This is a genomic window from Methylobacterium sp. EM32, from assembly GCF_040593685.1.
Taxonomy (GTDB): domain Bacteria; phylum Pseudomonadota; class Alphaproteobacteria; order Rhizobiales; family Beijerinckiaceae; genus Methylobacterium.
This window is the reverse complement of record NZ_JBEXZS010000001.1, coordinates 26,878-47,648: the sequence shown is the minus strand read 5'-3', so window position 1 is coordinate 47,648 and position 20,771 is coordinate 26,878. Positions and strand designations below refer to the sequence as shown.

Here is a 20,771-nt window from a genome sequence, read left to right as displayed (position 1 = left end):
TTCGCTCAGGTGTGTGGAGCCGGAGGCTCCACCGCGCCGGCTTGTGAGACGAAATCCGGAAGTGATCGTCCGGATTTCGTCTCACTGCGACGAGTCCGGTCCGGCGGGCACAGTCTTACCGGCGGGGCCCGACGCGGCAGCGACGTATTTTCGCGTTTGCGCGAAGGCGTCGTCCAGCGGCGACAGGTCGTCCCCTCGCGACAGCTCCGTCCAGTGCGCGGCGATGGCTTCCGGCGTGCCCGGGGCGTCGCCGAGGAAGACCGCCGGCGATTCGACGACGCGGGCGACCGCGAAGCTCCCCGCGCCGGCGCCGAGGATCGTGCGGGAGGGAGCGTCCTCGCTGACGAGGAAGAGCAGCCCCGGCGTCACCGATTCGGGCGACAGGAGCGCCGCCTCGTCCGGCGAGAACAGGCCGTCGGTCATCGCCGTCGACGCCGTCGGAGCCAGGGTGTTGACGCGGATGCCGTACTTCGCGCCCTCGAGGTGGAGGACGTTCATGAGGCCGATCATCGCCGCCTTGGCGGCACCGTAATTCGCCTGGCCGAAATTGCCGTAGAGGCCAGAGGACGACGAGGTGAAGACGATCCGTCCGTATTGCCGCTCGCGCATCCCGTCCCACACCGCCTTGGTGCAGTTGGCGGATCCGATCAGGTGGACGTCGACGACGCGCCTGAAGTCCGCCATGTCCATCTTGGCGAAGCTCCTGTCGGCCAGGATGCCGGCGTTGTTGACGAGGATGTCGACCCGGTTCCAGCGGGATTCGGCCTGCGCGACCATCGCCCGGACCTGATCGAGATCGGACACGTCGGCGCCGTTCGCGACGGCCTCGCCGCCGGCCGCCTCGATCTCCGCGACGACACGGAGCGCCCCGTCGGGCGGTTCGCCGCCGCGGCCGAAATCGTTGACGACGACGCGGGCGCCGCGGGCCGCGAGACCGAGCGCGTGCGCCCGTCCGAGCCCCCGGCCGGCGCCGGTGACGATCGCGACGCGTCCATCGAACCTGATGCTCATGCGTTCAACCATTCTTGCTCACGGTGATGCTCTCACCCGGGCGCGGCTCGGTTCGGATGGATCCGGGCCCTTGGTCGGCCGTCGGGTCCGGCTGGCGCGGCCGCACCCGACGGGAGGGGATGCGGGATCAGAGCTTGACCCAGGCCCCGTCGCGCTTCGACGACGCGACGCAGGCCTCGACGAAGGCCACGCCCTTGAGGCCGTCGTCGATCGTCGGATAGACGACCGCCGCGTCGACCGGTGCGCCGCTCTTCCGGGCGTCGATCGCCTGCGCCGCCTCGGAATAGATGTTCGCGAAGGCTTCGAGGTAGCCTTCCGGATGGCCGCACGGAATGCGCGACACGCGGGCGGCGGCGGGACCGGTTCCGGCGCCGGCCCGGGTGAGCAGCCGCTTCGGCTCGCCGAAGGGGGTGAACCAGAGGGTGTTCGGGTCGGCCTGCACCCATTCGATCCCGCCCTTGGTGCCGTAGACGCGGATCTTGAGGCCGTTCTCGTGGCCCGGCGCCACCTGGCTGCACCACAGCATGCCTTTGGCGCCGCCCTTGAAGCGCAGGAGCACGTGGGCGTTGTCGTCGAGCCGCCGGCCCTCGACGAACGAGTCGAGATCGGCCGCGAGGCTGTCGAGCGTCAATCCGGTGACGAAGCAGGCGAGGTTGTAGGCGTGCGTGCCGATATCCCCCGTCGAGCCGCCCGCGCCCGACTGGGCTGGGTCGGTGCGCCACACCGCCTGCTTGGCGCCGGTCTGCTCGATCGCCTCGGTCAGCCAGTCCTGCGGATACTCGACCTGCACGATACGGATCGTGCCGAGATCGCCCTTCGCGACCATCTCGCGCGCCTGCCGCACCATCGGATAGCCCGTGTAGTTGTGCGTCAGGATGAACAGCGCGTCGCTCTCGCCGGCGACCGTCTTGAGCTTCTCCGCGTCGGCGAGCGTGGAGGTCAGCGGCTTGTCGCAGATGACGTGGATGCCGCGCTGCAGGAATTCCTTGGCGGCGTCGTAATGCAGGTGGTTCGGCGTGACGATCGAGACCGCCTCGATCCCGTCCGCGAGGCCCGCCTCGCGGATCGCCATCTCCCGGTAATCGGCATAGGTGCGGTTTGGGTCGAGGCCGAGGTCGCGCCCTGAGGCGATCGCCTTGTCGGGCGTCGACGACAGGGCGCCGGCCACGAGCTCGAACCGGTCGTCCAGCCGCGCGGCCATGCGGTGGACCGCACCGATGAAGGCCCCTGCCCCGCCGCCGACCATGCCGAGCCGGATGCGCGGCGGCCGCGCCTGGTCCTGCTTGCCCTCGATTGCCATCGGACGCTCCCTTTCAGATCCCGAGCATGCGCCGGTTGGCCGCCTCGTCGGTGCCGCCGCTGGCGAAGTCGTCGAAGGCCTTGTCCGTCACGCGGATGATGTGGGCCTTGACGAACTCGGCCCCCTCGCGCGCGCCGTCCTCGGCGTTCTTCAGCGCGCATTCCCACTCGACCACCGCCCAGCCGTCGAAATCGTTGGCCGCCATCTTGGAGAAGACCGCCCCGAAATCGACCTGCCCGTCGCCGAGCGAGCGGAACCGGCCGGCCCGGGCGACCCAGCCCTGGTAGCCGCCATAGACGCCCTGCCGGCCCGTCGGATTGAACTCCGCGTCCTTGACGTGGAACATCCTGATCCGCTCTTTATAAATATCGATGTTGTCGAGATAATCCAGGCATTGCAGTACGTAATGCGACGGATCATAGAGCATGTTAGCGCGGGAATGGTGCTTCACCCGCTCCAGGAACATCTCGAAGGTGACGCCGTCGTGGAGGTCCTCGCCCGGATGGATCTCGTAGCAGACATCAACGCCGCATTCCTCGGCATGGTCCAGGATCGGGGTCCAGCGCCGCGCCAACTCGTCGAACGCGGTCTCGATCAGGCCGGCCGGCCGCTGCGGCCACGGATAGAGGTAGGGCCAGGCGAGCGCGCCCGAGAATGTCGCGTGGGCTCCAATTCCGAGATTTTTCGACGCGCTCAGCGCCATCCTGACCTGATCGACCGCCCATTCCTGGCGCGCCTTCGGGTTGCCGCGCACCTCCGGCGCGGCAAAGCCGTCGAAGCCCTCGTCATAGGCCGGATGCACCGCCACGAGCTGCCCCTGGAGATGGGTCGAGAGTTCCGTGACCTCGACCCCGTTCTGCCGGGCGATGCCGGCGAACTCGTCGCAGTAATCCTTGGACTCGGCGGCTCGCTTCAGGTCGATCAGCTGGCCGGCCCAGGACGGCACCTGCACGCCGACATAGCCCTTCTCCGCCGCCCATTTGGTGATCCCGGCCCAGGTGTCGAACGGCGCGGCGTCGCCAGCGAACTGGCCGAGGAAGATGGCCGGCCCCTTGATCGTCTTCATGGGGAAGTCCTCTTTCAGACATGAGAGCGTCGGTGTTCCGGATTCCTCGACGCCTGTTCAACTTGCTCGACAGTAGAGACATTCTCCGCGTCATTCCGGGGCCGCGCAGCGGAGCCCGGAATCCAGAACCGCGGAAGGTTCAGGACAGAGCGGACAGCGTACCGCTTCACACTGTGTCACCTGCGGTTCTGGATTCCGGGCTCCGCTGCGCGGCCCCGGAATGACCAGGAGGGGTGGAAGCCGATGGAGGCCAATCAAACAGGCTCCAAGCTATCTGCCGTGTCGGACGTAAGGACGAGGGCGAGTGCGACGCCCCTCGACGGACCGATGGACGCCGCACGTGTCAGAACGGCGAATCCGGAAAATAATAGGCCTTGGCGTTGTCCTTGGTCACCAGCGTGGCGTCGAGGATGTAGGTGCCGCTGACCGGGACCTGATCGTAGAAGTTGGCGGCGGTGAGCTGCATCGCGGTCGAGACCATCGCCGGCGGGTAGAGCACGTCGACCGGCACCATCCTGTCGCCGTCCATAACCCGCTTGATCATGTCCTTGGAGCCGGCGCCGCCGATGATGTACTTGATGTCGGTGCGCTTGGCCTGGGTGATCGCCTCCATCACGCCGACCGCCATGTCGTCGTCCTGGCACCACACCACGTCGATCTTGGGATACTTCGTCAGGTAATCCTGCATCACGCGAAACGCGTCGTCGCGGCTCCAGTTGCCGAACTGGCGGGCCAGAACCTTGACCTTCGAGCCGGCGATCCCCTTGTCGAAGCCGTCCTGGCGCTGCTGGTCGATCGGGATCGGCAGGCCGCGGATGACGACGACCTGGGCGTCCGGCGTGGTCTTGGCGATGTACCGGCCGGCGACCTCGCCCAGCGCCGGGTTGTTGCCGGCGACGTAGAGGTCGCGGATGGAATCGTCGTTGGTCGAGGGTGCGCGGTCCACCAGCGCGACGAAGGTGCCCTTGTCCTTGACGTCCTTGATCGCGTTGACGAGCGGGTCCGGATCGGTCGGCAGGATGACGAGCGCGTTCAGGCCCTGCACCGCCAGGTCCTGCACGGCATTGGCCTGCGAGGCCGCGTCCGGCGAGGTCTTGACGATGACCTTGAGGCCCGGATGCTCCTTCATCAGGAGCTTGGCGACGCGCTCGGCGTGGAAGACCACGCCGGCGGTCCAGCCGTGATCCGCCGCCGGAATCGACACGCCGATCGTCACCTTCCTGTCCTGCGCGAGGGCGGCGGCAGGGGCCAGGGCGACCGAGGCGGCCAAGGCGGCGACAAAGGCGGCAGCCGCGAGCCCGAATGGTCTTCTGAACATGGTCTCTCTCCCGGATCGGGTCTTATGGTCGAAGTCCGGGCGCGACCCTCTGAGCCCGGCCGTTGTCGTGATGAACTCGGATTATTTGCGCATCAGCGAGCGCTGCACCAGCATGGCGACGATGATGATGGCGCCCTGCATCGCGCCGATCAGGTATTCGCTGACGACGTTCGACAGGAGCAGGATGTTGCCGACCACCTCCAGGATGACCGCGCCGCAGACCGTGCCCCAGACCCGCCCGACGCCGCCCCGGAGCGCCGTGCCGCCGATCACCACCGCGGTGATCGCCTGCAATTCCCAGAAGCTGCCGGTCGTGGCCGAGGTCGAGCCGAGGCGCGGCACGTAGAGGATCACCGCCACGCCGACGCAGATCCCCTGGATCACGTAGGTGAGGGTGCGGACCCGGTTGATCGCAATGCCGGAATAGCGCGCGACCTCCTCGTTCGAGCCGATCGCGGTGACGTGCCGGCCGTACCGGGTGCGGTAGAGCACGAAGGCGCAGATCGCCGCCACCGCGAGGATGACGACGATCGGCACCGGCACGCCGAGGAAGCTGCCCGAGTAGACCGGCCGGTAGAGCGCCATCAGGTCCCGGTCGCGCACGGTGATCGCGCCGCCCTGGGACAGCCAGTAGGTCAGGCCGCGGAAGATCCCCATCGTGCCGAGCGTCGCGATGAAGGGCTCGATCCGCCCGACCGTGGTGATCAGGCCGTTCACCAAGCCGCAGGCCGCGCCGAGGGCCAGCGCCAGCGCCATCCCGAGCAGGAGTTCCGTCAGCGGGTCGGCGATGCCGGCGGCGTTGAAGAACAGGATCGTCAGGCTCGCCACGAAGGCGAGCATCGACCCGACCGACAGGTCCAGGCCGCCCGCGGTCATCACGTAGGTCGCCCCGAGGGCGATGACGGCGATGAAGGCGCTGCGGGTGACGACGTTGCCGAGATTGGCGAGCGACACGAAGTTCGGGCTGGCGAAGTAGCCGAGCACCAGCAGCAGGGCCAGTGCGACGAACGGGGCGATCGCCGCCATGTCCCAGTCCCGGGACGCTCTAGCCCGGACGGCGGGCGCCGCCTCATCGGGGCCGGAGGGAGCGGAGGTCACGCTCATGCCGCCTCTCCCGCCGTCACGCCCGTCGCCAGCTGGACGATCTCGTTCTCGGTCATGCGCTCCCCCGCGACCTCGCCGACGATCCGGCCGGACCGCATCACCAGGATGCGGTCGCAGATGCCGATCAGTTCCGGCATCTCCGACGAGACGACGACGATCGCGCGTCCCTCGCCGGCCAGCGCGGCGATGAAGTGATAGATCTGTTCCTTGTTGCCGATGTCGATGCCGCGGGTCGGCTCGTCGATGATGACGACCTTCGGATCGAGCAGCATCATCTTGGCGAGCAGGAGCTTCTGCTGGTTGCCGCCGGAGAGCTGGCCGGCCAGGATCGTCCGCGACCCGGTGCGGATGTCGAAATCGCGGATCGCCCGGTCGAGGGCTTCGGCCTCCTTCCGGCGATCGATCCGGAACCGGCCGCCGAACTGCTTCAGCGAGGCCAGCGTCAGGTTGACGACCAGATCCTTGGCGAGGAGCAGACCCTTGCCCTTGCGATCCTCCGACAGGTAGGCGACGCCGGCCTTGAGGCTCGCCTGGACATCGGTGAAGCGCACCGGGCGGCCGAACAGGCGGACCGATCCGCGCCCCGGCCGCAGGCCGACGAGGCCTTCCATCAGTTCCGTCCGGCCGGCGCCGACGAGGCCGGCGAAGCCGAGGATCTCGCCCTTGCCGAGCCGGAAGGACGCCTCCTGCGCGTGGCCCGGCACGGTGAAGCGGTCGACCTCCAGCACCGTCTCGCGGGCTGCGGCCGCATGCCGGTCCGGGTAGAGCTTCGCCACGTCGCGGCCCACCATCAGCCGCGCCATGTCCGCCGGCTGAAGCGCGCTCGCCGGATGGGACGCGACGAGGCTTCCGTCGCGCAACACCGTGACCCGGTCGGCGATGTCCTTCACCTCGGCCAGGCGGTGCGAGATGTAGAGCACGCCGACGCCCTTGCGGCGGATGGCGCGGATCACAGTCAGCAGCGCGTCCGTCTCGTGCGGGGTCAGCGACGCCGTCGGCTCGTCGAAGATCACGATGCGGTGGGGCACGAGCAGCACGCGGGCGATCTGCACGAGCTGGCGCTGTGCGATCGACAGCCGCGAGACGATCGTCCCAGGATCGAGGTCGCCGCCGAGGTCGCGGATCGCCCGGCGGGCGCCCTCGTTCATCCTCCGGTCGTCGAGGATCACGCCCCGGCCGATCTCCCGGCCGAGATAGATGTTCTGCGCGACCGTCAGGTCCGGCGCCAGGAGGATTTCCTGGTGGACCAGCACGATGCCGCGCCTCTCCGCATCCGCCGGCCCGGAGAACGACACGGCCTCGCCGTCGATCCGGATCTCGCCGCGCGACGGCGGCTGGTTGCCGGCCAGGATCTTCATGAGGGTGGACTTGCCGGCGCCGTTCTCGCCGATGATCGCCTGCACCTCGCCGGCGCGGACCGCGAGGTCGATCCTCTTGAGAACCTCCACCGCGCCGAACGACTTCGAGAGGCCGGAGGCTTCGAGGGCGGGGGCGTTCGGTGCGGGGCCGGGAGAGGCGTCGGCCGGGTTCATGTGCGCGCGTCACGGGCGGACGAGATCCGGAGCCGGTGGCGGGCTTCGTGCAGGCTACCCACGGCGGCATGGGCTGAGGGATCATGCCTCGACGCATCGGACATCGGCTTCCTCCTCCCTCAGGGCCGCCCGGACCCTCTGGCGTCTGCCCGGTTTCGCTTCGTCTTTGCCTGTCGGCTTGGTTCCGAGATTTGCATGGCGGTTTTGTTTCAGCAAGTATAAATTCGCATATTTCGCGAGTAATTCTGATATTTTTTCGCAAGACGATTGTATAATCCGCGAAATCCAGCAAATCGGCCTGCGATTGCCGATGCCACAGATCCGTGACCTGGAGCCGTTTGTAGATCATTCCGGAACCGCGCAGCGGAGCCGTATTCCAAAATCTCAGAGCTTAATTCGACCAGCCGATAAGATTGCTCCTTCCCACAACCTCATCCTGAGGTGTCAGTCGATTGAAGATCGACTGACCTCGAAGGAGACCTCCAGATAGCCCCGAGATTTCTGGAGGCCTCCTTCGAGGCTCACTGCGTTCGCACCTCAGGATGAGGTAGCGTGTGGAAAAAGAGTTTCTCGTGGTGCCGTCCTCGCGAGTCAAACAAGCTTCCGGGTCGTCCGGAACGGAGCGGAGAACGTTTCGCATTATCCCGGGCCATCCACGGTTCTGGATTCCGGGCTCCGCTGCGCGGCCCCGGAATGACGAGGGGGGTGTCAAATCCGTCGAGGCTTAATCGAACAGGTTCCGAAACGATCGTCCGCGGAGATCCGATGCCGTTCGCGTCTCCCTCCGCTCAACGCCAGCCCGCATCGACGAAGTAGCTGTGGCCGGTGCACATGCGCGCGTCGTCGGAGGCGAGGAACAGGACCAGGGCGGCGACGTCGGCGGGCTGGATCCGCCCGTCCAGGCACTGGGCCGCAACGATCTCGGCCGCGTCCTCCGGCCGGTACCAGCGCTCCTGCCGGGGGGTCTGGACGTTGCCCGGCACGATCGTGGCGACGCGGATGCCGTCGCGTCCTAGGTCGCGGGCGAGCGCCCGCGTCAGCCCTTCGATCCCGGCCTTGGCCATCTGGTAGAGCGGCAGGTCGCGCAGCCCGAGATGCCAGCTGACCGACCCGAAGTTGAGGATCACCCCGTTGCCGGCCCGCCGCAGGCCCGGCAGGGCGGCCTGGGCGGCGAAGAATACGTGGCGCAGGTTCACCGCCATGCGCTCGTCCCAGTAGGCCGGCGTCACGTCGGCGACCGGGTGGCGGTCGTCGTTGCCGGCATTGTTGACGAGGATGTCGAGCCCGCCGAGCGCCGCCTCGGCCTCGGCCACCATCGCGACGAGCGCGTCGAGATCGGTCAGGTCGCAATGGAGGTAGAGCGGGGGATGCGCCGCGCCGGGCGTCAGCCGCGCCACGAGGGCGGCGGCCGCCGCGTCGGCGATGTCGCAGAACAGCACCCGCGCGCCTTGCGCGACGAAGGCCTCGACCAGGGCCTCGCCGATGCCAGAGGCCCCGCCCGTGACGAGGACCCGCCGGGACCGCAGGCTCGGATAGGTCGCGCCCGCGGAGGATGAGGGGGATACGGCAGCGAATTCCGGCGCACGGCCGTCCCGCCGCGAAGGCGAAGCCTCGTCGGACATCGTCATGCCCCTCCCCTCGCCCGGCCTGAGCGACCGTCATCATGACCGAACGCCGTTTTGATAGCGCTCTCATTTGATAGCGCTACCATACCGCTGCCGGGCCGTGTCCTGTCAAGCGTCCCGGCGTGATCGACCGTGCGGATACGAGGCGGGCCGCCCCGCTCAGCGCGGCGGGCCGTCCGAGGCGCGGCGGATCAGGGCGTGGTCGAGGACGATGTGCGCGCGCTCCGGCTCCTGACCCAGGCGCCACGCCCGCGCGGCCTTCAGGAGCAGGACCATCGCGGCGTGCGACATCTCGCGGATCGGCTGGCGGATGGTGGTGAGCTCGGGCCAGATCGTCGTCGCGATGGCGGTGTCGTCGAAGCCGCACACCGTCAGGTCGTCGGGGACGGCGAGGCCGCGGCGCAGGGCGACCGCGACGGTCGCGGCGGCCATGTCGTCGTTGCTGGCGAAGATCGCGGTCGGCGGCTCAGGCCGGGTGAGAAGCTGCTCGGCCGCCTCCAGCCCCGAGCGGTAGGTGAACAGGCCGGGGGCGACGAGGTCGGGATCGACGGCGAGGCCCGCCTCCCGCATGCCGTCGCGATAGCCGAGGAAGCGGCGCTCGCTCGCGGTCTGGTCCGGGTTGCCCCGGATGAAGCCGATCCGGCGGTGCCCGAGCGCCGCGATGTGGGCGGTCATGGTCCGGGCCGCCGCGTAGCCGTCGATGCTGACGGCACCCGTCGCCGGCTCGGCATCCCAGGTGCCGACGCGCACCGCCGGCAGGCCCGCCTCGACCAGGGCCGCGAGCACGTCCTCCGAGTCGCACAGGGGCGGCGGCAGGAGGAGCCCGTCGATCCCGCCGGCGAGGACGCGCGCGGCGGTCGCGCCCTCCTGCCCGGGCTCGCAGATCTCGACCAGGAGCTGGGCCTGGGCCTCACTCGCCGCGGCGAGGCAGCCGACGAGGAACTCGTTGAGGTAGGCCGCGCTCGGGTTGCTGTAGAGCAGGCCGATGCGCATCTGGCTCATCCCGGCCAGGATCTGCGCGGAGATGTTGGGCCGGTAGTTCAGGGCAGCGATGGCGCGCTCCACCCGCTGGCGGGTGCCCGGCCGGACCTTTCCGTCGGCGTTGATGACCCGGGAGACCGTCATGGGCGAGACGCCGGCCTCGTGCGCCACGTCGCTGAGCGTCGGCGCCCCGGTCTGGCGCCGGGTCGGCGCCTTGCCGGCCTTGCTGTCCGATGCGGCCACGCCTCGTTCCCACTCCCTGGCTTCGCCCGCCGCAGCGGGGGCGTCCGTCACGCGGGGGTCATTCGACCATGGCGGCGTGCCGGGCGGAAGCCTCACGGGCTTCTCGTCCACGGCGGGGTGGGATCTCCGGTCCAACGAGATTTTTTATAACGCCATATTAAATTGCTCACAATTCGTTTACGAAGCCGTGCCGCACCGTTCTCCCCCGTTCGGCGCGGTCGGTGGGCCGGGCCTTCCCCCCGACGGTCCTGGCCCACCGTCACGCACTGACGGTGAGAGCGCCGGTCGAGGCGCTGCTGGATATCCTGAGCCGGCACATCCTGCGCTCGGCGGCGGTCTACCGGGAGGCGATCCGCGCGACCGGCAAGTGATGCGGCTACCCGCTGGAACGCCCGAGCCAGGGAATCAGGGGAGCCGGATCCTGGCCTTCGACCTGCGCCAGCTTGCGTATCCCCTCCTCCAGGGCCGCCCGCCGATCGTCGGTGAGCCGCGCGGCGCCGAGGGCGAGCAACTTGCGCCATTTCGGCCCGCGGCCCTGCGCCTCCGCCCAGGCCAGGCCGAGGTCGATCGTCATGCCGGCGAGCCGCTTGGCATCGATGATCGCGCTGCACTGAGCGATGTCCTTGGCGACCTTGGCCTGGTCGTGGCTCGCGCGCAGGCAGGTCACGATGAGCTTGTGGACGGCGAAGCGCTCCGGCGCCGGGACCATGACGGGGATCCCGGCATCGTACAGGGCCACCGACCGGACCGGATCCTTGACCAGGAATTCCAGGTATTTGAGGGCCTGGGCGCCCATATTCGCCATGACGCGGGACGGGTAGACCGGGCTCGCCCCGCCCTTGGCGGGCACCAGCAGCTCGACCTTGTAGCCCATCCGGTTGCGGAACCCGACCGGCACCGAGGCCTCGGCCGGATGGAAGACCGGCTCGAAGGTCGGGTCGACACTCTGCAGCAGCGCCGGGAGGTCGATCATATCCCGAGCGGCGGGGACGAAGAACTCGGCGAAATCCGCGTCCTGCGTCCGGTACTCGGCCTCACCGAGCAGGACGGCCAAGGGGCCGCTGTAGCTCTGATAGGCCAGCGTGCCGACGAGAACGACCCGGCTCCAGGCATCGACGCTGGCGAAAGCCTCCAGGATCCTGCCCTCGATCGGAGATGGTGCTGGCAGGCCGGAGTGGCGGAGCTTGCCGGCCAGCTCGCGACGAGTCCGGTAGAGATCCTTGTTGCGCCCGAAATTCTCGACGCGCCGTTGCACCTCCGGATCGTCGACGGGGCCGGCATAGATCAGCGTATGCTTGCCGGGCCTGTCATCCGTCGCCCGCTCGTAACCCTTGTGGTAGAAATACTCCCGAGTGCCGCGCTTCTGCCGGACGAAATTGCCGTTCGCGGGAAAGCGCCGGTCGAACTGGGCGTCGAATGCCTTCGAGCACAAGTCGGCGAAGGCGATCTGATCGAGGTGGGAGAGCGCACGCACGGGCCCACAGCCTTGTTACCAAAACGGTGATTTTGGTAACAAGCAACGTCCCTCCCGGCAAGCGTCTTGTTACCAAAATGACGATTTTGGTAACAAGGGATCCTCCCCCCTCCGCCCGGCCGACGCCCTGCCTCAATAGCCCTTGCCGCGGGCCGAGACCGGCCACAGCGTCTCGACCCGGCCGTTGCGCACGCCGACATACCAGTCGTGCAGGTTGCAGGTCGGGTCGCAATGCCCGGGCACGAGGCGGAGCTTCTCGTTGATCGCGAGCACGCCGTCCGGATCGTCAATGACGCCGTGCTCGTCGGAGCACTTGACGTAAGCGACGTCGCTCCTTCCATGGACCAGCGGCAGGCCGGAATCGACCGACTGGGCCTTCAGCCCGGCATCGCAGACCGCCTGACCGGGCTTGGCGTGGCTCATCACGCTGGTGAGGATGAACAGCGCGTTCTCCCACTCGCCCTGGTCGAGGCGCGCGCCGTCGCCGTCGCGGATCCGGCCGTAATCGGCGTCCATGAAGGCGTAGCTGCCGCATTGCAGCTCGGTGTAGACGCCCGAGCCGCTCTCGAACCGGTAGCTGCCGGTGCCGCCGCCGCTGACGATCTCAGGCGGCAGCCCCGCCGCCGTCAGGGCGTCGACCGTCTCCCGCACCTGCGCGATCACGGCGTCGAGGGCGGCGCGCCGCTCCGCGTAGGCTTCGAGGTGCTGCATCGCCCCCTGATAGGCCTGGAGGCCGGCAAAGCGCAGGTGCGGCGCGGCCGCGACCGCCCGGGCGAGCGCCACCGCCTCGGCCGCACTCCCGACGCCGCAGCGGCCCGCGCCGCAATCGATCTCGACGAAGCAATCGAGATCGGTGCCGTGCCGCCCGGCCGCCGCCGAGAGGTCGGCCACGTTGGCGGGGTCGTCGACGCAGACGGTGACCCGGACGCCGTAGCGCGGCAGCCGCGCCAGGCGGTCGATCTTGCCTAAGTCGCGCACCTCGTTCGAGACCAGGATGTCGGCGATCCCGGCGCGGGCGAACACCTCGGCCTCCGACACCTTCTGGCAGCAGACGCCGACGGCGCCGCCGAGTTCCTGCTGCAGGCGCAGCACGTCGACCGACTTGTGCATCTTGCCGTGGGCGCGGTGGCGCATGCCGTGGGCGCGGGCGTAGTCGCCCATCTTGCGGATGTTGCGCTCCAGCGCGTCGAGATCGAGGACCAGGCAGGGCGTCTGGATCTCGTCCTCGCGCATCCCGGGCAGGGCCGGGACGTCGTAGCCGACCTCGAGGCCGGCGAACGGGTCGGCGGCGAGCGGGGCGTTCCTCACGGCGGCGGTCATGGCACTCGGCTCCTTCGGCGCCGACGACTGTTCATCGCCGAAGGCAGGATGTCGAGGGCGAAGACCCCGGGGCGGGCCGGGGGCGGTCGCCACCCGGCCGCCTCACTCAAACCGCGAGCGCTTCGGCCCGCGTCTCGGGCGTGGCGAGCATCGCGGCGACGCCGACGAGGCTCGTGGCGATGACGTAGTAGGCGGGCGCCAGCGGATCGCCGGTGACGCCGATCAGCCAGGTCACCACGAGCTGCGTCGTGCCGCCGAACACCGTGACGACGAAGGCGTAGGCCACTGAGAGGCCGGCGCTGCGCACGCTGCGCGGCAGGAACTCGGGGATCGCCACCAGGCTCGCCGCGCCGCTCATCGCGCCGAGCGTCGCGATCAGGGCCGACATGCCGAGCAGGGTCGCCGGGCCGGGATGCTGCGTCATCAGCAGGAAGGCCGGGTAGGCGGCGGCGAGCAGCAGGACCCGCGGCACGATCATCACCCGGCGCCGGCCGTACCGGTCCGCGAGCACCCCCGCCAGCACCGAGAAGACGAGGACGCAGAGCCCGACCACCGCGGTCGCTGCGATCGACAGGCTCGCCGGCAGCTTCAGCGTCGTGATCGCGTAGGTGGTCATGTAGTTGCTGACATAGGTCGAGACCGTGCCGCAGAGCAGGATCGGCACCATCAGCGCCAGCTTGCCGCCGTGGTCGCGCATCAGCCGCGAGAGCACCGCGCCGGTCGTCGCCTCGGCGTGGCCCGCGCCCTCGCCGGCGGTCTCCGGCATGGCGCGGCGGATGTAGATCCCGACCGGGATGATGAGCAGGCCCAGCAGGAACGGGATCCGCCAGCCCCAGGACTGCATCTGCTCCGCCGTCAGCGCGAGCGACAGGGCGAGGCCGATCGCGCCGGCGGCGAGCGTCGCGAGGCCCTGGCTCGCCAGCTGCCAGCTCGCGTAGAGGCCGCGCTTGCCGGGCGGCGCGCTCTCGATGAGGTAAGCGGTCGAGGGGCCGACCTCGCCGCCGAGCGCGAAGCCTTGGATCAGGCGCCCGACCACGATCAGAACCGGGGCGGCCATGCCGATCGTGGCGTAGCCCGGGGTGAGGGCCAGCATCAGCATGCCGACCGCCATCAGGCCGATGGTCAGCATCATCGCGGGCTTGCGGCCGGCCCGGTCGGCATAGGCGCCGATGAACACGCCGCCGATCGGCCGGGTGACGAAGCCGACCCCGAAGGTCGCCACCGAGGCGAGCAGGCTGATCCAGGCGTCGCCGGAGGGGAAGAAGGTGCGGCCGATCGTGACAGCGAAGAAGGCGTAGGTGGTGAAGTCGTAGAATTCGAGGGTGTTGCCGATGACGGCGGCGACGACGCCGCGCCGGCGCGCGGCGTCGTCCGAGACGGGAGCCGCCGCGTCGGGCAGAGGCGTGAGCAGGGCGGCGTTCGTGGCAGTGTTCACGGGCGTTCCTCCGGCCGCGTCGCGGCGCATTTGTTGTGATTCTTGCGGTGTCGTTGTCGCGCGGATGATCCTGCCCGCGCATGATTCGCGCAGGCATGTTTCGGCTTGATGCCTGGCCCGCGTTGCGCCGTGCAGCAAGCCTCTCGTGACAGGCAGACGGCGCCCCGCACCGGGATGCCGGACGCGCCTCTCCTGGGTGCACAAGGCTGTCCGGGGAAAGAAGTGGCGCGGATATTCTCCTCTCCCCGCGGGCGGGGAGAGGGCCGAACCCTCGTTCAGGGGGTTCGGCAAGCCCGAAGGGCGGGGGTGAGGGGGTGTTTCCGGAGGAGCCTCACTCGTCGAGACCCCCTCACCCTCGCTCCGGCTTAGCCTCCGCTTGCTGCGTTCCCTGAACGGGAACACAGCCCTCTCCCCGCCCGCGGGGAGAGGAGAAGTCCCGCGCTCTTCGCTTTCCCCGGACAGCCCTGCCTGGCGTGGGGCCCGCGAGCGGGCTCAGGCGGCGAGCCGGCGTCCCTCGACCGGCAGGCCGCCCTCGACCGCGTCGGCGGCGATCTGGGCGGTGGCGGCCGACAGCGTCCAGCCGAGATGGCCGTGCCCGGTATTGTAGAAGATGCCCGGCTGCCGGCCCGGTCCGACGCGCGGCAGCATGCCGGGCATCATCGGGCGCAGGCCGGTCCAGGCCACCACCCGGTCGGTCGCCACGCGGGGGAACTGCTCGCGCGTCCAGCGCACCAGCGGCTCGATCCGGTCGTGCCGGATGTCGCGGTTGAACCCGTTGAACTCCGCCGTGCCGGCGACGCGGAACCGGTCCCGCCCGAGGCGGCTCGTCACGATCTTCGTCGCGTCGTCGAGGATGCTCACCTGCGGCGCCGCGTCCTGGCTCTCGGGCGTGTGCAACTGCACGGTGATCGAGTAGCCCTTGACCGGATAGATGTTCAGGCGGTCGCCGAGCCCGGCGGCGAGGTCCCGGCTGGCGCAGCCGGCGCAGATCACCACCCCGTCGACGTCGAGCGGCTCACCCATCGCGACCGGCGCAGCCCCCTCGTCGCGCGAGGCCGGCCGCCAGCGGATGCGCCAGCCCGCGCCCGCCGGCACGATCGCCTCGATCGCGGCATCGTACAGGAAGGCGACGCCGCGCCGGGCGCAGGCCGCGGCGAGGCCGCGGGTGAACTTGTGGATGTCGCCGGTCGAGTCGGAGGGCGTGAAGAAGCCGCCGTGATACTGGCCCTGCAGGGTCGGCTCGATCTGCCGGATCTCCTCGGGCGTGACGGGATCGCGGGCGAGCCCGCCCTTGCGCAGGAGCGCGTTGACGGCGAGCGCCTTCTCGAAGCCGGCCGCGTCCCGGTAGAAGTGCAGGATGCCGCGCTGCTCCAGGTCGAAATCGATGCGCTCCCGCTCGGCCATGGCGAGCATCTGCCGGCGGGCGGCGAGCGCCAGGCGCACGGTCTCGACCGTGTTGGCCTCGTAGTGCCGGATCTGGCCGATGAACTCGGCCATCCAGGAATACTTGTGCCAGCTCGGCTTCGGGTTGACGAGGAGCGGCGCGTCGCGCCGCATCATCCACTTGAGACCCTGGAGGATGGTGGCCGTCTTGTTCCAGACCTCGGCGTTGCTGACCGAGAGCTGGCCGCCATTGGCGAAGGAGGTCTCCATGGCGGCGTAGCGGTGACGGTCGAGGACCGTGACGTTGTAGCCGCGCTCCATGAGCGCATAGGCAGTGGTCACGCCGGTGATGCCGGCGCCGATGACGGCGATGTGGGGCATGGATCTGGATTCCGTGAATGAGCGCGAGTGGCGGCGGGCTGACCCCGCCGATGCGCCCCCTCTGTCACGGTACCTGAGAGCGTCGTCCGCCCGCTGGCGCAGGCAGACATCCCCTTCGGTGGACGGCCTGTTTCAGCCGCCTCTCTCCAGAGCGTCCTGACGATACGGTCCTTTTGCCTGAGAGTTTCCGGGGCGGTTGCTCCGTCGGCGTCGAGGCGGCCTGAAGCCCCTCGATCTCTCCCGCATCGTCGTAATGGACCTTGAAAGCCTTAGCCGTAGCCTGTCCGTTCGTCAAGTCGCTTGTCGACAGCGTCCTGATCAATGGTGGACAAATCCAGGATGTTCGCGGCCTTAGTCAGTCCTAGATCTCGATGGCCGTGCGCCTGTCTAGCGCAAATCCGTCGCCTTCTCGGCAGCCCGGACGTCGGTGGGTCGCATCGCCCGCGCGCGTCCGGCTTCCCGGTCTGGTCTTCTCCTGATCGGTCTCCTCCCGGGCGAAATCTGGCCGGCCTGCCTTCCCCTGTCAAAGACCGATCAGGAACACTATTATTCCTGGCAGGAATGATCCCGTCCCCTCAGGCGACCGCCGCGCGCTCGCGCTCGCGCTCGCGCTCGCGCACGTCGCCGACGACGCGGGCGCGGACGCGGCGGGCGCCGCCGGGCAGGTAGGCGATCGGGATGTCCTCGACCTCGATGACCTTGAGGCTGCCGGGCTCGGCCCCCGCCTCGACCGCCCGGCGCTCGGCGATGCCTTGCGCCTCGGCCAGCGCCGCATCGCGGGAGAGGTCGGAGAAGATCTGGTCGACCTCGCCCGAGATCTGCGCCATCGCGGCGCCGAGGGCGTTGGCGACGCCGGCATGGGCGACGCGCACGACCTCGCTCACGCCGGCGAGGCGGTCCGGGATCAGGAAGGCGCCGCCGCCCACCGCGACGAGGTCGGTCGCGCTGCCCGAGGTCTTCATCCGGTCGACGCCCTCCTCGACCATGCCGGCGATGCGCGCCAGCATCGCGGCGACGAAGGCGGGATCGAGGTGGCGCACGCGGTCCCGGTCGCCGATCTCGACCCGGCCCGCCGCGACCGCGATGTCGGTCGCCGTCAGCGTGTCGCCGCCGAAGACCAGCGCCTTCTCGGTGATGCGGTAGCCGACGGAGCGCGGTCCGATCGTGCCGGTGGCGGGATCGATGATGGTGCCGCCGCCGAGCGCCATCGGCAAAAGGTCGGGCATGCGGAACAGCGTGCGCACGCCCCCGATCGCCACGACGTTGTTGGCCTCGCGCGGGAAGCCGTGGACGAGCGAGCCGACGTCGCTCGTCGTTCCGCCGACATCCACCACCATCGCGCCGTCGCGGCCCGACAGGAAGGCGGCGCCGCGCATCGAGTTGGTGGGGCCCGAGGCGAAGGAGTGGACGGGGTTGGCCGCTGCCACCTCGGCGAGCACGACGGTGCCGTCGTTCTGGGTCAGGAAGAACGGCGCCGCGATGCCGGAGGCGGCGAGCGCCTCCTCGAAGGCGGCGACCGTCCGGACTCCCAAGGATTGCAGCGCGGCGTTGAGCAGCGTAACGTTCTCGCGCTCCAAGAGCCCGATCCGGCCGAGGGTGTGCGAGAGCGTGATCCGCGCCCCCGGGATCACGTCGCGGACGATGTCCGCCGCCTCTTCCTCGCAAGATGCCGTCAGCGGCGAGAACAGGGCGGTGATGCCGACCGAGGTGATGCCCGCGTCGCGGATGCGGGACGCCGCGTCCCGGATCGCCGCGCGGTCGAGGGGGACGAGCTCGCGCCCGTCATATTCGTGGCCGCCCGCCACCATGACCGACAGCGGATCGACCGCTTCGCGAAGATCGTCCGGCCAGTCCACCGTCGGCGGCAGGGAGCGGGCGGCGGGCAGCGCGATGCGGATCGCCCCGACCCGCTCGAGCCGCGCGCGCTCGACCACCGCGTTGGTGAAGTGCGTCGTGCCGATCATCACGGCGTCGATGCCCTGGAGCGGGACCGCCGCGCCGAGGTCGCGGATGGCCGCCCGCACCCCCGACATCACGTCGGCGGTGGTGGGCGTCTTGACGGCGCCGAGGACTTGGGTGCCGTCGATCAGCACGGCATCCGTGTTGGTGCCGCCGACGTCGATGCCGATGCGCTTCATGAGGAAAAGACCGAGGTGAAGTCGATGTCGTAGCCGAAGGCCCGCGGGCCGACATGGGCGAGACCCTTCGGCGACAGGAGGATGTCGGGTGCGGGCAGGGCCACCACCGTCACGCGCTGGCCGTAGCGCGCCGTCTCGGTGCCGATCGCCTCGCCCGAGACCGTGTCGAGGACGCAGATCAGGTCCGGCGTCATCACGACCGGCACCCCGTCCCGGAAGCCGACCGCCCACTCGTTCTGGAACGCCAATTCCATGCGGCTGCCGGCATCGTCGCCGAGCCCGTCGATGCGGGCTGAGCCGCGCAGGAAGCCCCCCGTCGCCGTGCGGTCGATGTCGCCGATCTTGCCGCGGAACAGCACCTTGCCGCCCTCGTGCGCCACCACCGCCGCCACCGGGTCGGTATGGGCGGCCCGCGCTTCCAGCACCGCCCGGCCGAGGCCGGTCGCCTTGGTGACGGTGTCGAGGACGCCCCATTCCTTGACCTCGCGCCCGGTGCGGGGCGCCTTGCAGGTGGCGGCGGTCGAGCCGACCTCGGTGCAGGCCTTGCGGGAGATGCGCTCCATCCAGGTCCAGGACGCGGCGCGGGCCACCACCACCTCGTTGTCGCGGCAATCGACGAGGGTCAGCGGATACATCTGGAGGTCGCCGATGGCGAAGCTCGTCATCTGCGCCTCCGGATAGGCGCGCCCCATCGCGTCGGCATCGACCACCGGGATGTCGAGATGCGCCGCCGCCAGGAAGGGCGAGACGGCGTTGCCGCCGCCGATCTCGACGCTCATCACGGCGCGGAAGCGCTTGCCGGTGACCTCCTCCATCAGCCGGACGGCGCGGGCGAGGTGGGCCGGATCGACGAGGCGCTCCTGGCCGACGAGGGGGGCGCCCATCTTCGAGACGACCGCCACGTGGTCGTCGTCGTCGAGCGCCCGCGGGTCGATCAGCCGGCAGCGTTTGCCCTCGGCGTAGAGGGTCTTGAGGTTGAGCTCGGCGAGATACGGGCTGCCGCCGCCGCCGGTGCCGAGGATCCAGGCGCCGATGCCGAGGGGCGCGATCTCCTCGGGCTCGAATTCGCGGATCATGACCCCTCCTCACTGATGGGCCGCGAGGGTAAGGTCGGGCGCGGGCCTCGCCTATCCGGAGAGGCCCCTACCCGGGATCGGGCGGGAGCGGGTTCTTCGTGGCGGGTCGCCTCAAGCGCGTGGTGTTCATCGAGGCCGGCCAGAGCCCGCGGGACGACATCGTCCCGGAGATCCTGCTGCAGCTGAACGGGCCGGTCGAGCCGGTCGAGCGGGGCGCCCTCGACGGGCTGTCGCCGGCCGGGATCGCCGCCCTCGTGCCGGGGCCCGGCGAGGCGTCGCTCGTCACGCGCCTGCGCAGCGGCGAGGACGTCGTCGTCTCGAAGGCGGCGGTCGGCGAGCGCATGGCGGGGATCCTGGCCTCCTTACGCCCGCGCGAATTCGACCTCGTGGTGATCCTCTCGACCGGGCTGCTCCGCGACTTCGACAGCCCGACCCCGATGGTGAACGCCCAGCGCGCCATCGAATCCGGCATCCGGGCGCTGGCGGCGGAGGAGCAGCGCCTCGGCATCGTGCAGCCGATCGCCCGCCAGATCGAGGAGGTCCAGCTGCCCACCCTCGCCGATTACCCGGTCAGCGTCACCCACGCGATGCCGGGCGACCGCGACGCGCTCGCCCGCGCCATCGTCGATCTCGGCGGCTGCGAGGTGATCGTGCTGAACTCGGTCGCCTTCGACGAGCGCGACCGGGCGATCGTCGCGCGGGCGACCGGTCGCCCGGTGGTGCTCGCCCGCCGCATCGTCGCCGGCGCGATTCGCCTGTTGCTCGACCAGGGCGGCGAGCCCGCGGGCGAGCCGCGCGGCGGGCCCGCCGATTACGGCGAGCGCCTCGCCCGGCTGACCCCGCGCGAGCGCCAGGTCCTGTCGCTGATGGCCGAGGGCCTGACCTCGAAGGCGATCGGCCGCCAGCTCGCGATCAGCCCGAAGACGGTGGAGATCCACCGCTCCAAGGTGATGAGCAAGATGGAGGTGGGTTCGCTGGGTGCGCTGATCCGGCTGGTGATGGCGTCGGAGGCGCCGAACTCCTAGAGCATTTTTCCGACGAAGTGGATACCGGTTCGTCGTAGAAAATGCGGCAAAATCAAAAACCTAGAGAGCTTCGCGATTGCAACGCGATCGTGAAGTGCTCTAGAGCATGATCCGGCGAAGCGGATACCGACTCACCGCAGAAAACAATGAGAGCCTGTTTGACTGCTGGGTGAATTTTATCCCACCCACGACCTCATCCTGAGGTGTCAGTCGATTTTCAATCGACTGACCTCGAAGGAGGCTCCCAGACGTCTCTCTGATCCCTGGAGGCCTCCTTCGAGGCTCACATCGTTCGCACCTCAGGATGAGGCCGTGGGTGGGAGAAGGAAAATGTCTTTTGGTACTGGCTTCGCAAGTCA

At 69.5% G+C, this 20,771-nt stretch carries 16 protein-coding genes and 2 riboswitches; of the genes, 2 read left to right on the top strand and 14 right to left on the bottom strand.

Annotated elements, in window-relative coordinates; translation table 11 throughout:
* Positions 1 to 81 precede the first annotated feature (81 nt).
* The 8 genes from ABZT49_RS00180 to ABZT49_RS00145 all read right to left on the bottom strand — a co-directional run bounded on the left by ABZT49_RS00180 (position 82) and on the right by ABZT49_RS00145 (position 10,180).
* Positions 82 to 1,011, bottom strand: coding sequence for an SDR family NAD(P)-dependent oxidoreductase (locus tag ABZT49_RS00180; protein ID WP_355281433.1), 930 nt, complete (start codon positions 1,009 to 1,011; stop codon positions 82 to 84).
* Between the two features lie 127 nt (positions 1,012 to 1,138).
* Positions 1,139 to 2,311, bottom strand: coding sequence for a Gfo/Idh/MocA family oxidoreductase (locus ABZT49_RS00175; RefSeq protein ID WP_355281431.1), 1,173 nt, complete (start codon positions 2,309 to 2,311; stop codon positions 1,139 to 1,141).
* Positions 2,312 to 2,324: 13 nt separating this feature from the next.
* Positions 2,325 to 3,377 (bottom strand): sugar phosphate isomerase/epimerase, encoded by a 1,053-nt coding sequence (locus tag ABZT49_RS00170; protein WP_355281429.1) that lies wholly within the window; start codon positions 3,375 to 3,377, stop codon positions 2,325 to 2,327.
* 343 nt (positions 3,378 to 3,720) lie between these two features.
* Positions 3,721 to 4,695, bottom strand: coding sequence for a substrate-binding domain-containing protein (locus ABZT49_RS00165; protein WP_355281426.1), 975 nt, complete (start codon positions 4,693 to 4,695; stop codon positions 3,721 to 3,723).
* An 81-nt stretch (positions 4,696 to 4,776) separates the two neighbouring features.
* Positions 4,777 to 5,799: an ABC transporter permease gene (locus tag ABZT49_RS00160; protein ID WP_355281424.1), complete on the bottom strand. Its 1,023-nt coding sequence runs from the start codon at positions 5,797 to 5,799 to the stop codon at positions 4,777 to 4,779.
* Positions 5,796 to 7,331: a sugar ABC transporter ATP-binding protein gene (locus ABZT49_RS00155; protein ID WP_355281421.1), complete on the bottom strand. Its 1,536-nt coding sequence runs from the start codon at positions 7,329 to 7,331 to the stop codon at positions 5,796 to 5,798. Before ABZT49_RS00155 ends, ABZT49_RS00160 begins: the two co-directional genes overlap by 4 nt.
* A 788-nt stretch (positions 7,332 to 8,119) precedes the next feature.
* Complete coding sequence (locus ABZT49_RS00150; protein WP_355281419.1) at positions 8,120 to 8,959, bottom strand: SDR family oxidoreductase; 840 nt, start codon at positions 8,957 to 8,959, stop codon at positions 8,120 to 8,122.
* 156 nt (positions 8,960 to 9,115) lie between these two features.
* Positions 9,116 to 10,180: a LacI family DNA-binding transcriptional regulator gene (locus tag ABZT49_RS00145; protein WP_355281417.1), complete on the bottom strand. Its 1,065-nt coding sequence runs from the start codon at positions 10,178 to 10,180 to the stop codon at positions 9,116 to 9,118.
* 221 nt (positions 10,181 to 10,401) lie between these two features.
* Between ABZT49_RS00145 and ABZT49_RS00140 the strand changes: the two genes are divergently transcribed.
* A complete protein-coding gene (locus tag ABZT49_RS00140; protein ID WP_355281413.1) occupies positions 10,402 to 10,551 on the top strand; it encodes a hypothetical protein in 150 nt (49 codons plus the stop codon).
* Positions 10,552 to 10,556: 5 nt separating this feature from the next.
* On the opposite strand, the gene ABZT49_RS00135 is transcribed toward ABZT49_RS00140, so the two are convergent.
* The 6 genes from ABZT49_RS00135 to ABZT49_RS00110 all read right to left on the bottom strand — a co-directional run bounded on the left by ABZT49_RS00135 (position 10,557) and on the right by ABZT49_RS00110 (position 19,387).
* The gene (locus tag ABZT49_RS00135) at positions 10,557 to 11,654 is read right to left on the bottom strand and encodes a GSU2403 family nucleotidyltransferase fold protein (RefSeq protein WP_355281410.1); all 1,098 of its coding nucleotides are present in this window, start codon (positions 11,652 to 11,654) and stop codon (positions 10,557 to 10,559) included.
* A 132-nt stretch (positions 11,655 to 11,786) separates the two neighbouring features.
* Positions 11,787 to 12,974 (bottom strand): 3-hydroxy-D-aspartate aldolase BhcC, encoded by a 1,188-nt coding sequence (gene bhcC, locus ABZT49_RS00130; protein WP_355281407.1) that lies wholly within the window; start codon positions 12,972 to 12,974, stop codon positions 11,787 to 11,789.
* Between the two features lie 106 nt (positions 12,975 to 13,080).
* Positions 13,081 to 14,409 carry an MFS transporter gene (locus tag ABZT49_RS00125; protein WP_355281404.1) on the bottom strand — a complete coding sequence of 443 codons (1,329 nt, stop codon included), beginning with the start codon at positions 14,407 to 14,409 and terminating at the stop codon, positions 13,081 to 13,083.
* Between the two features lie 492 nt (positions 14,410 to 14,901).
* Positions 14,902 to 16,173, bottom strand: a complete 1,272-nt coding sequence (locus ABZT49_RS00120; RefSeq protein WP_355281401.1) for a D-amino acid dehydrogenase — start codon at positions 16,171 to 16,173, stop codon at positions 14,902 to 14,904.
* Positions 16,174 to 16,232: 59 nt separating this feature from the next.
* Positions 16,233 to 16,325: riboswitch (glycine riboswitch) on the bottom strand.
* A 3-nt stretch (positions 16,326 to 16,328) separates the two neighbouring features.
* Positions 16,329 to 16,426: riboswitch (glycine riboswitch) on the bottom strand.
* Between the two features lie 322 nt (positions 16,427 to 16,748).
* Positions 16,749 to 18,311, bottom strand: a complete 1,563-nt coding sequence (locus ABZT49_RS00115; protein ID WP_355281398.1) for a hydantoinase/oxoprolinase family protein — start codon at positions 18,309 to 18,311, stop codon at positions 16,749 to 16,751.
* Entirely contained in the window at positions 18,308 to 19,387 is a 1,080-nt protein-coding gene (locus ABZT49_RS00110; protein ID WP_355281396.1) for a DUF917 domain-containing protein, read from the bottom strand. The genes ABZT49_RS00115 and ABZT49_RS00110 overlap by 4 nt, the downstream gene beginning before the upstream one ends.
* A gap of 98 nt (positions 19,388 to 19,485) precedes the next feature.
* Between ABZT49_RS00110 and ABZT49_RS00105 the strand changes: the two genes are divergently transcribed.
* Complete coding sequence (locus ABZT49_RS00105) at positions 19,486 to 20,412, top strand: AroM family protein (protein WP_355281393.1); 927 nt, start codon at positions 19,486 to 19,488, stop codon at positions 20,410 to 20,412.
* Positions 20,413 to 20,771 lie beyond the last annotated feature (359 nt).

What these genes read in the sequence shown, in the direction of transcription:
- ABZT49_RS00180 (WP_355281433.1), bottom strand. Translation starts at nt 1,011, where the DNA reads ATGAGCATCAGGTTCGATGGACGCGTCGCGATCGTCACCGGCGCCGGC.
- ABZT49_RS00175 (WP_355281431.1), bottom strand. Translation starts at nt 2,311, where the DNA reads ATGGCAATCGAGGGCAAGCAGGACCAGGCGCGGCCGCCGCGCATCCGG.
- ABZT49_RS00170 (WP_355281429.1), bottom strand. Translation starts at nt 3,377, where the DNA reads ATGAAGACGATCAAGGGGCCGGCCATCTTCCTCGGCCAGTTCGCTGGC.
- ABZT49_RS00165 (WP_355281426.1), bottom strand. Translation starts at nt 4,695, where the DNA reads ATGTTCAGAAGACCATTCGGGCTCGCGGCTGCCGCCTTTGTCGCCGCC.
- ABZT49_RS00160 (WP_355281424.1), bottom strand. Translation starts at nt 5,799, where the DNA reads ATGAGCGTGACCTCCGCTCCCTCCGGCCCCGATGAGGCGGCGCCCGCC.
- ABZT49_RS00155 (WP_355281421.1), bottom strand. Translation starts at nt 7,331, where the DNA reads ATGAACCCGGCCGACGCCTCTCCCGGCCCCGCACCGAACGCCCCCGCC.
- ABZT49_RS00150 (WP_355281419.1), bottom strand. Translation starts at nt 8,959, where the DNA reads ATGACGATGTCCGACGAGGCTTCGCCTTCGCGGCGGGACGGCCGTGCG.
- bhcC (WP_355281407.1), bottom strand. Translation starts at nt 12,974, where the DNA reads ATGACCGCCGCCGTGAGGAACGCCCCGCTCGCCGCCGACCCGTTCGCC.
- ABZT49_RS00120 (WP_355281401.1), bottom strand. Translation starts at nt 16,173, where the DNA reads ATGCCCCACATCGCCGTCATCGGCGCCGGCATCACCGGCGTGACCACT.
- ABZT49_RS00115 (WP_355281398.1), bottom strand. Translation starts at nt 18,311, where the DNA reads ATGAAGCGCATCGGCATCGACGTCGGCGGCACCAACACGGATGCCGTG.
- ABZT49_RS00110 (WP_355281396.1), bottom strand. Translation starts at nt 19,387, where the DNA reads ATGATCCGCGAATTCGAGCCCGAGGAGATCGCGCCCCTCGGCATCGGC.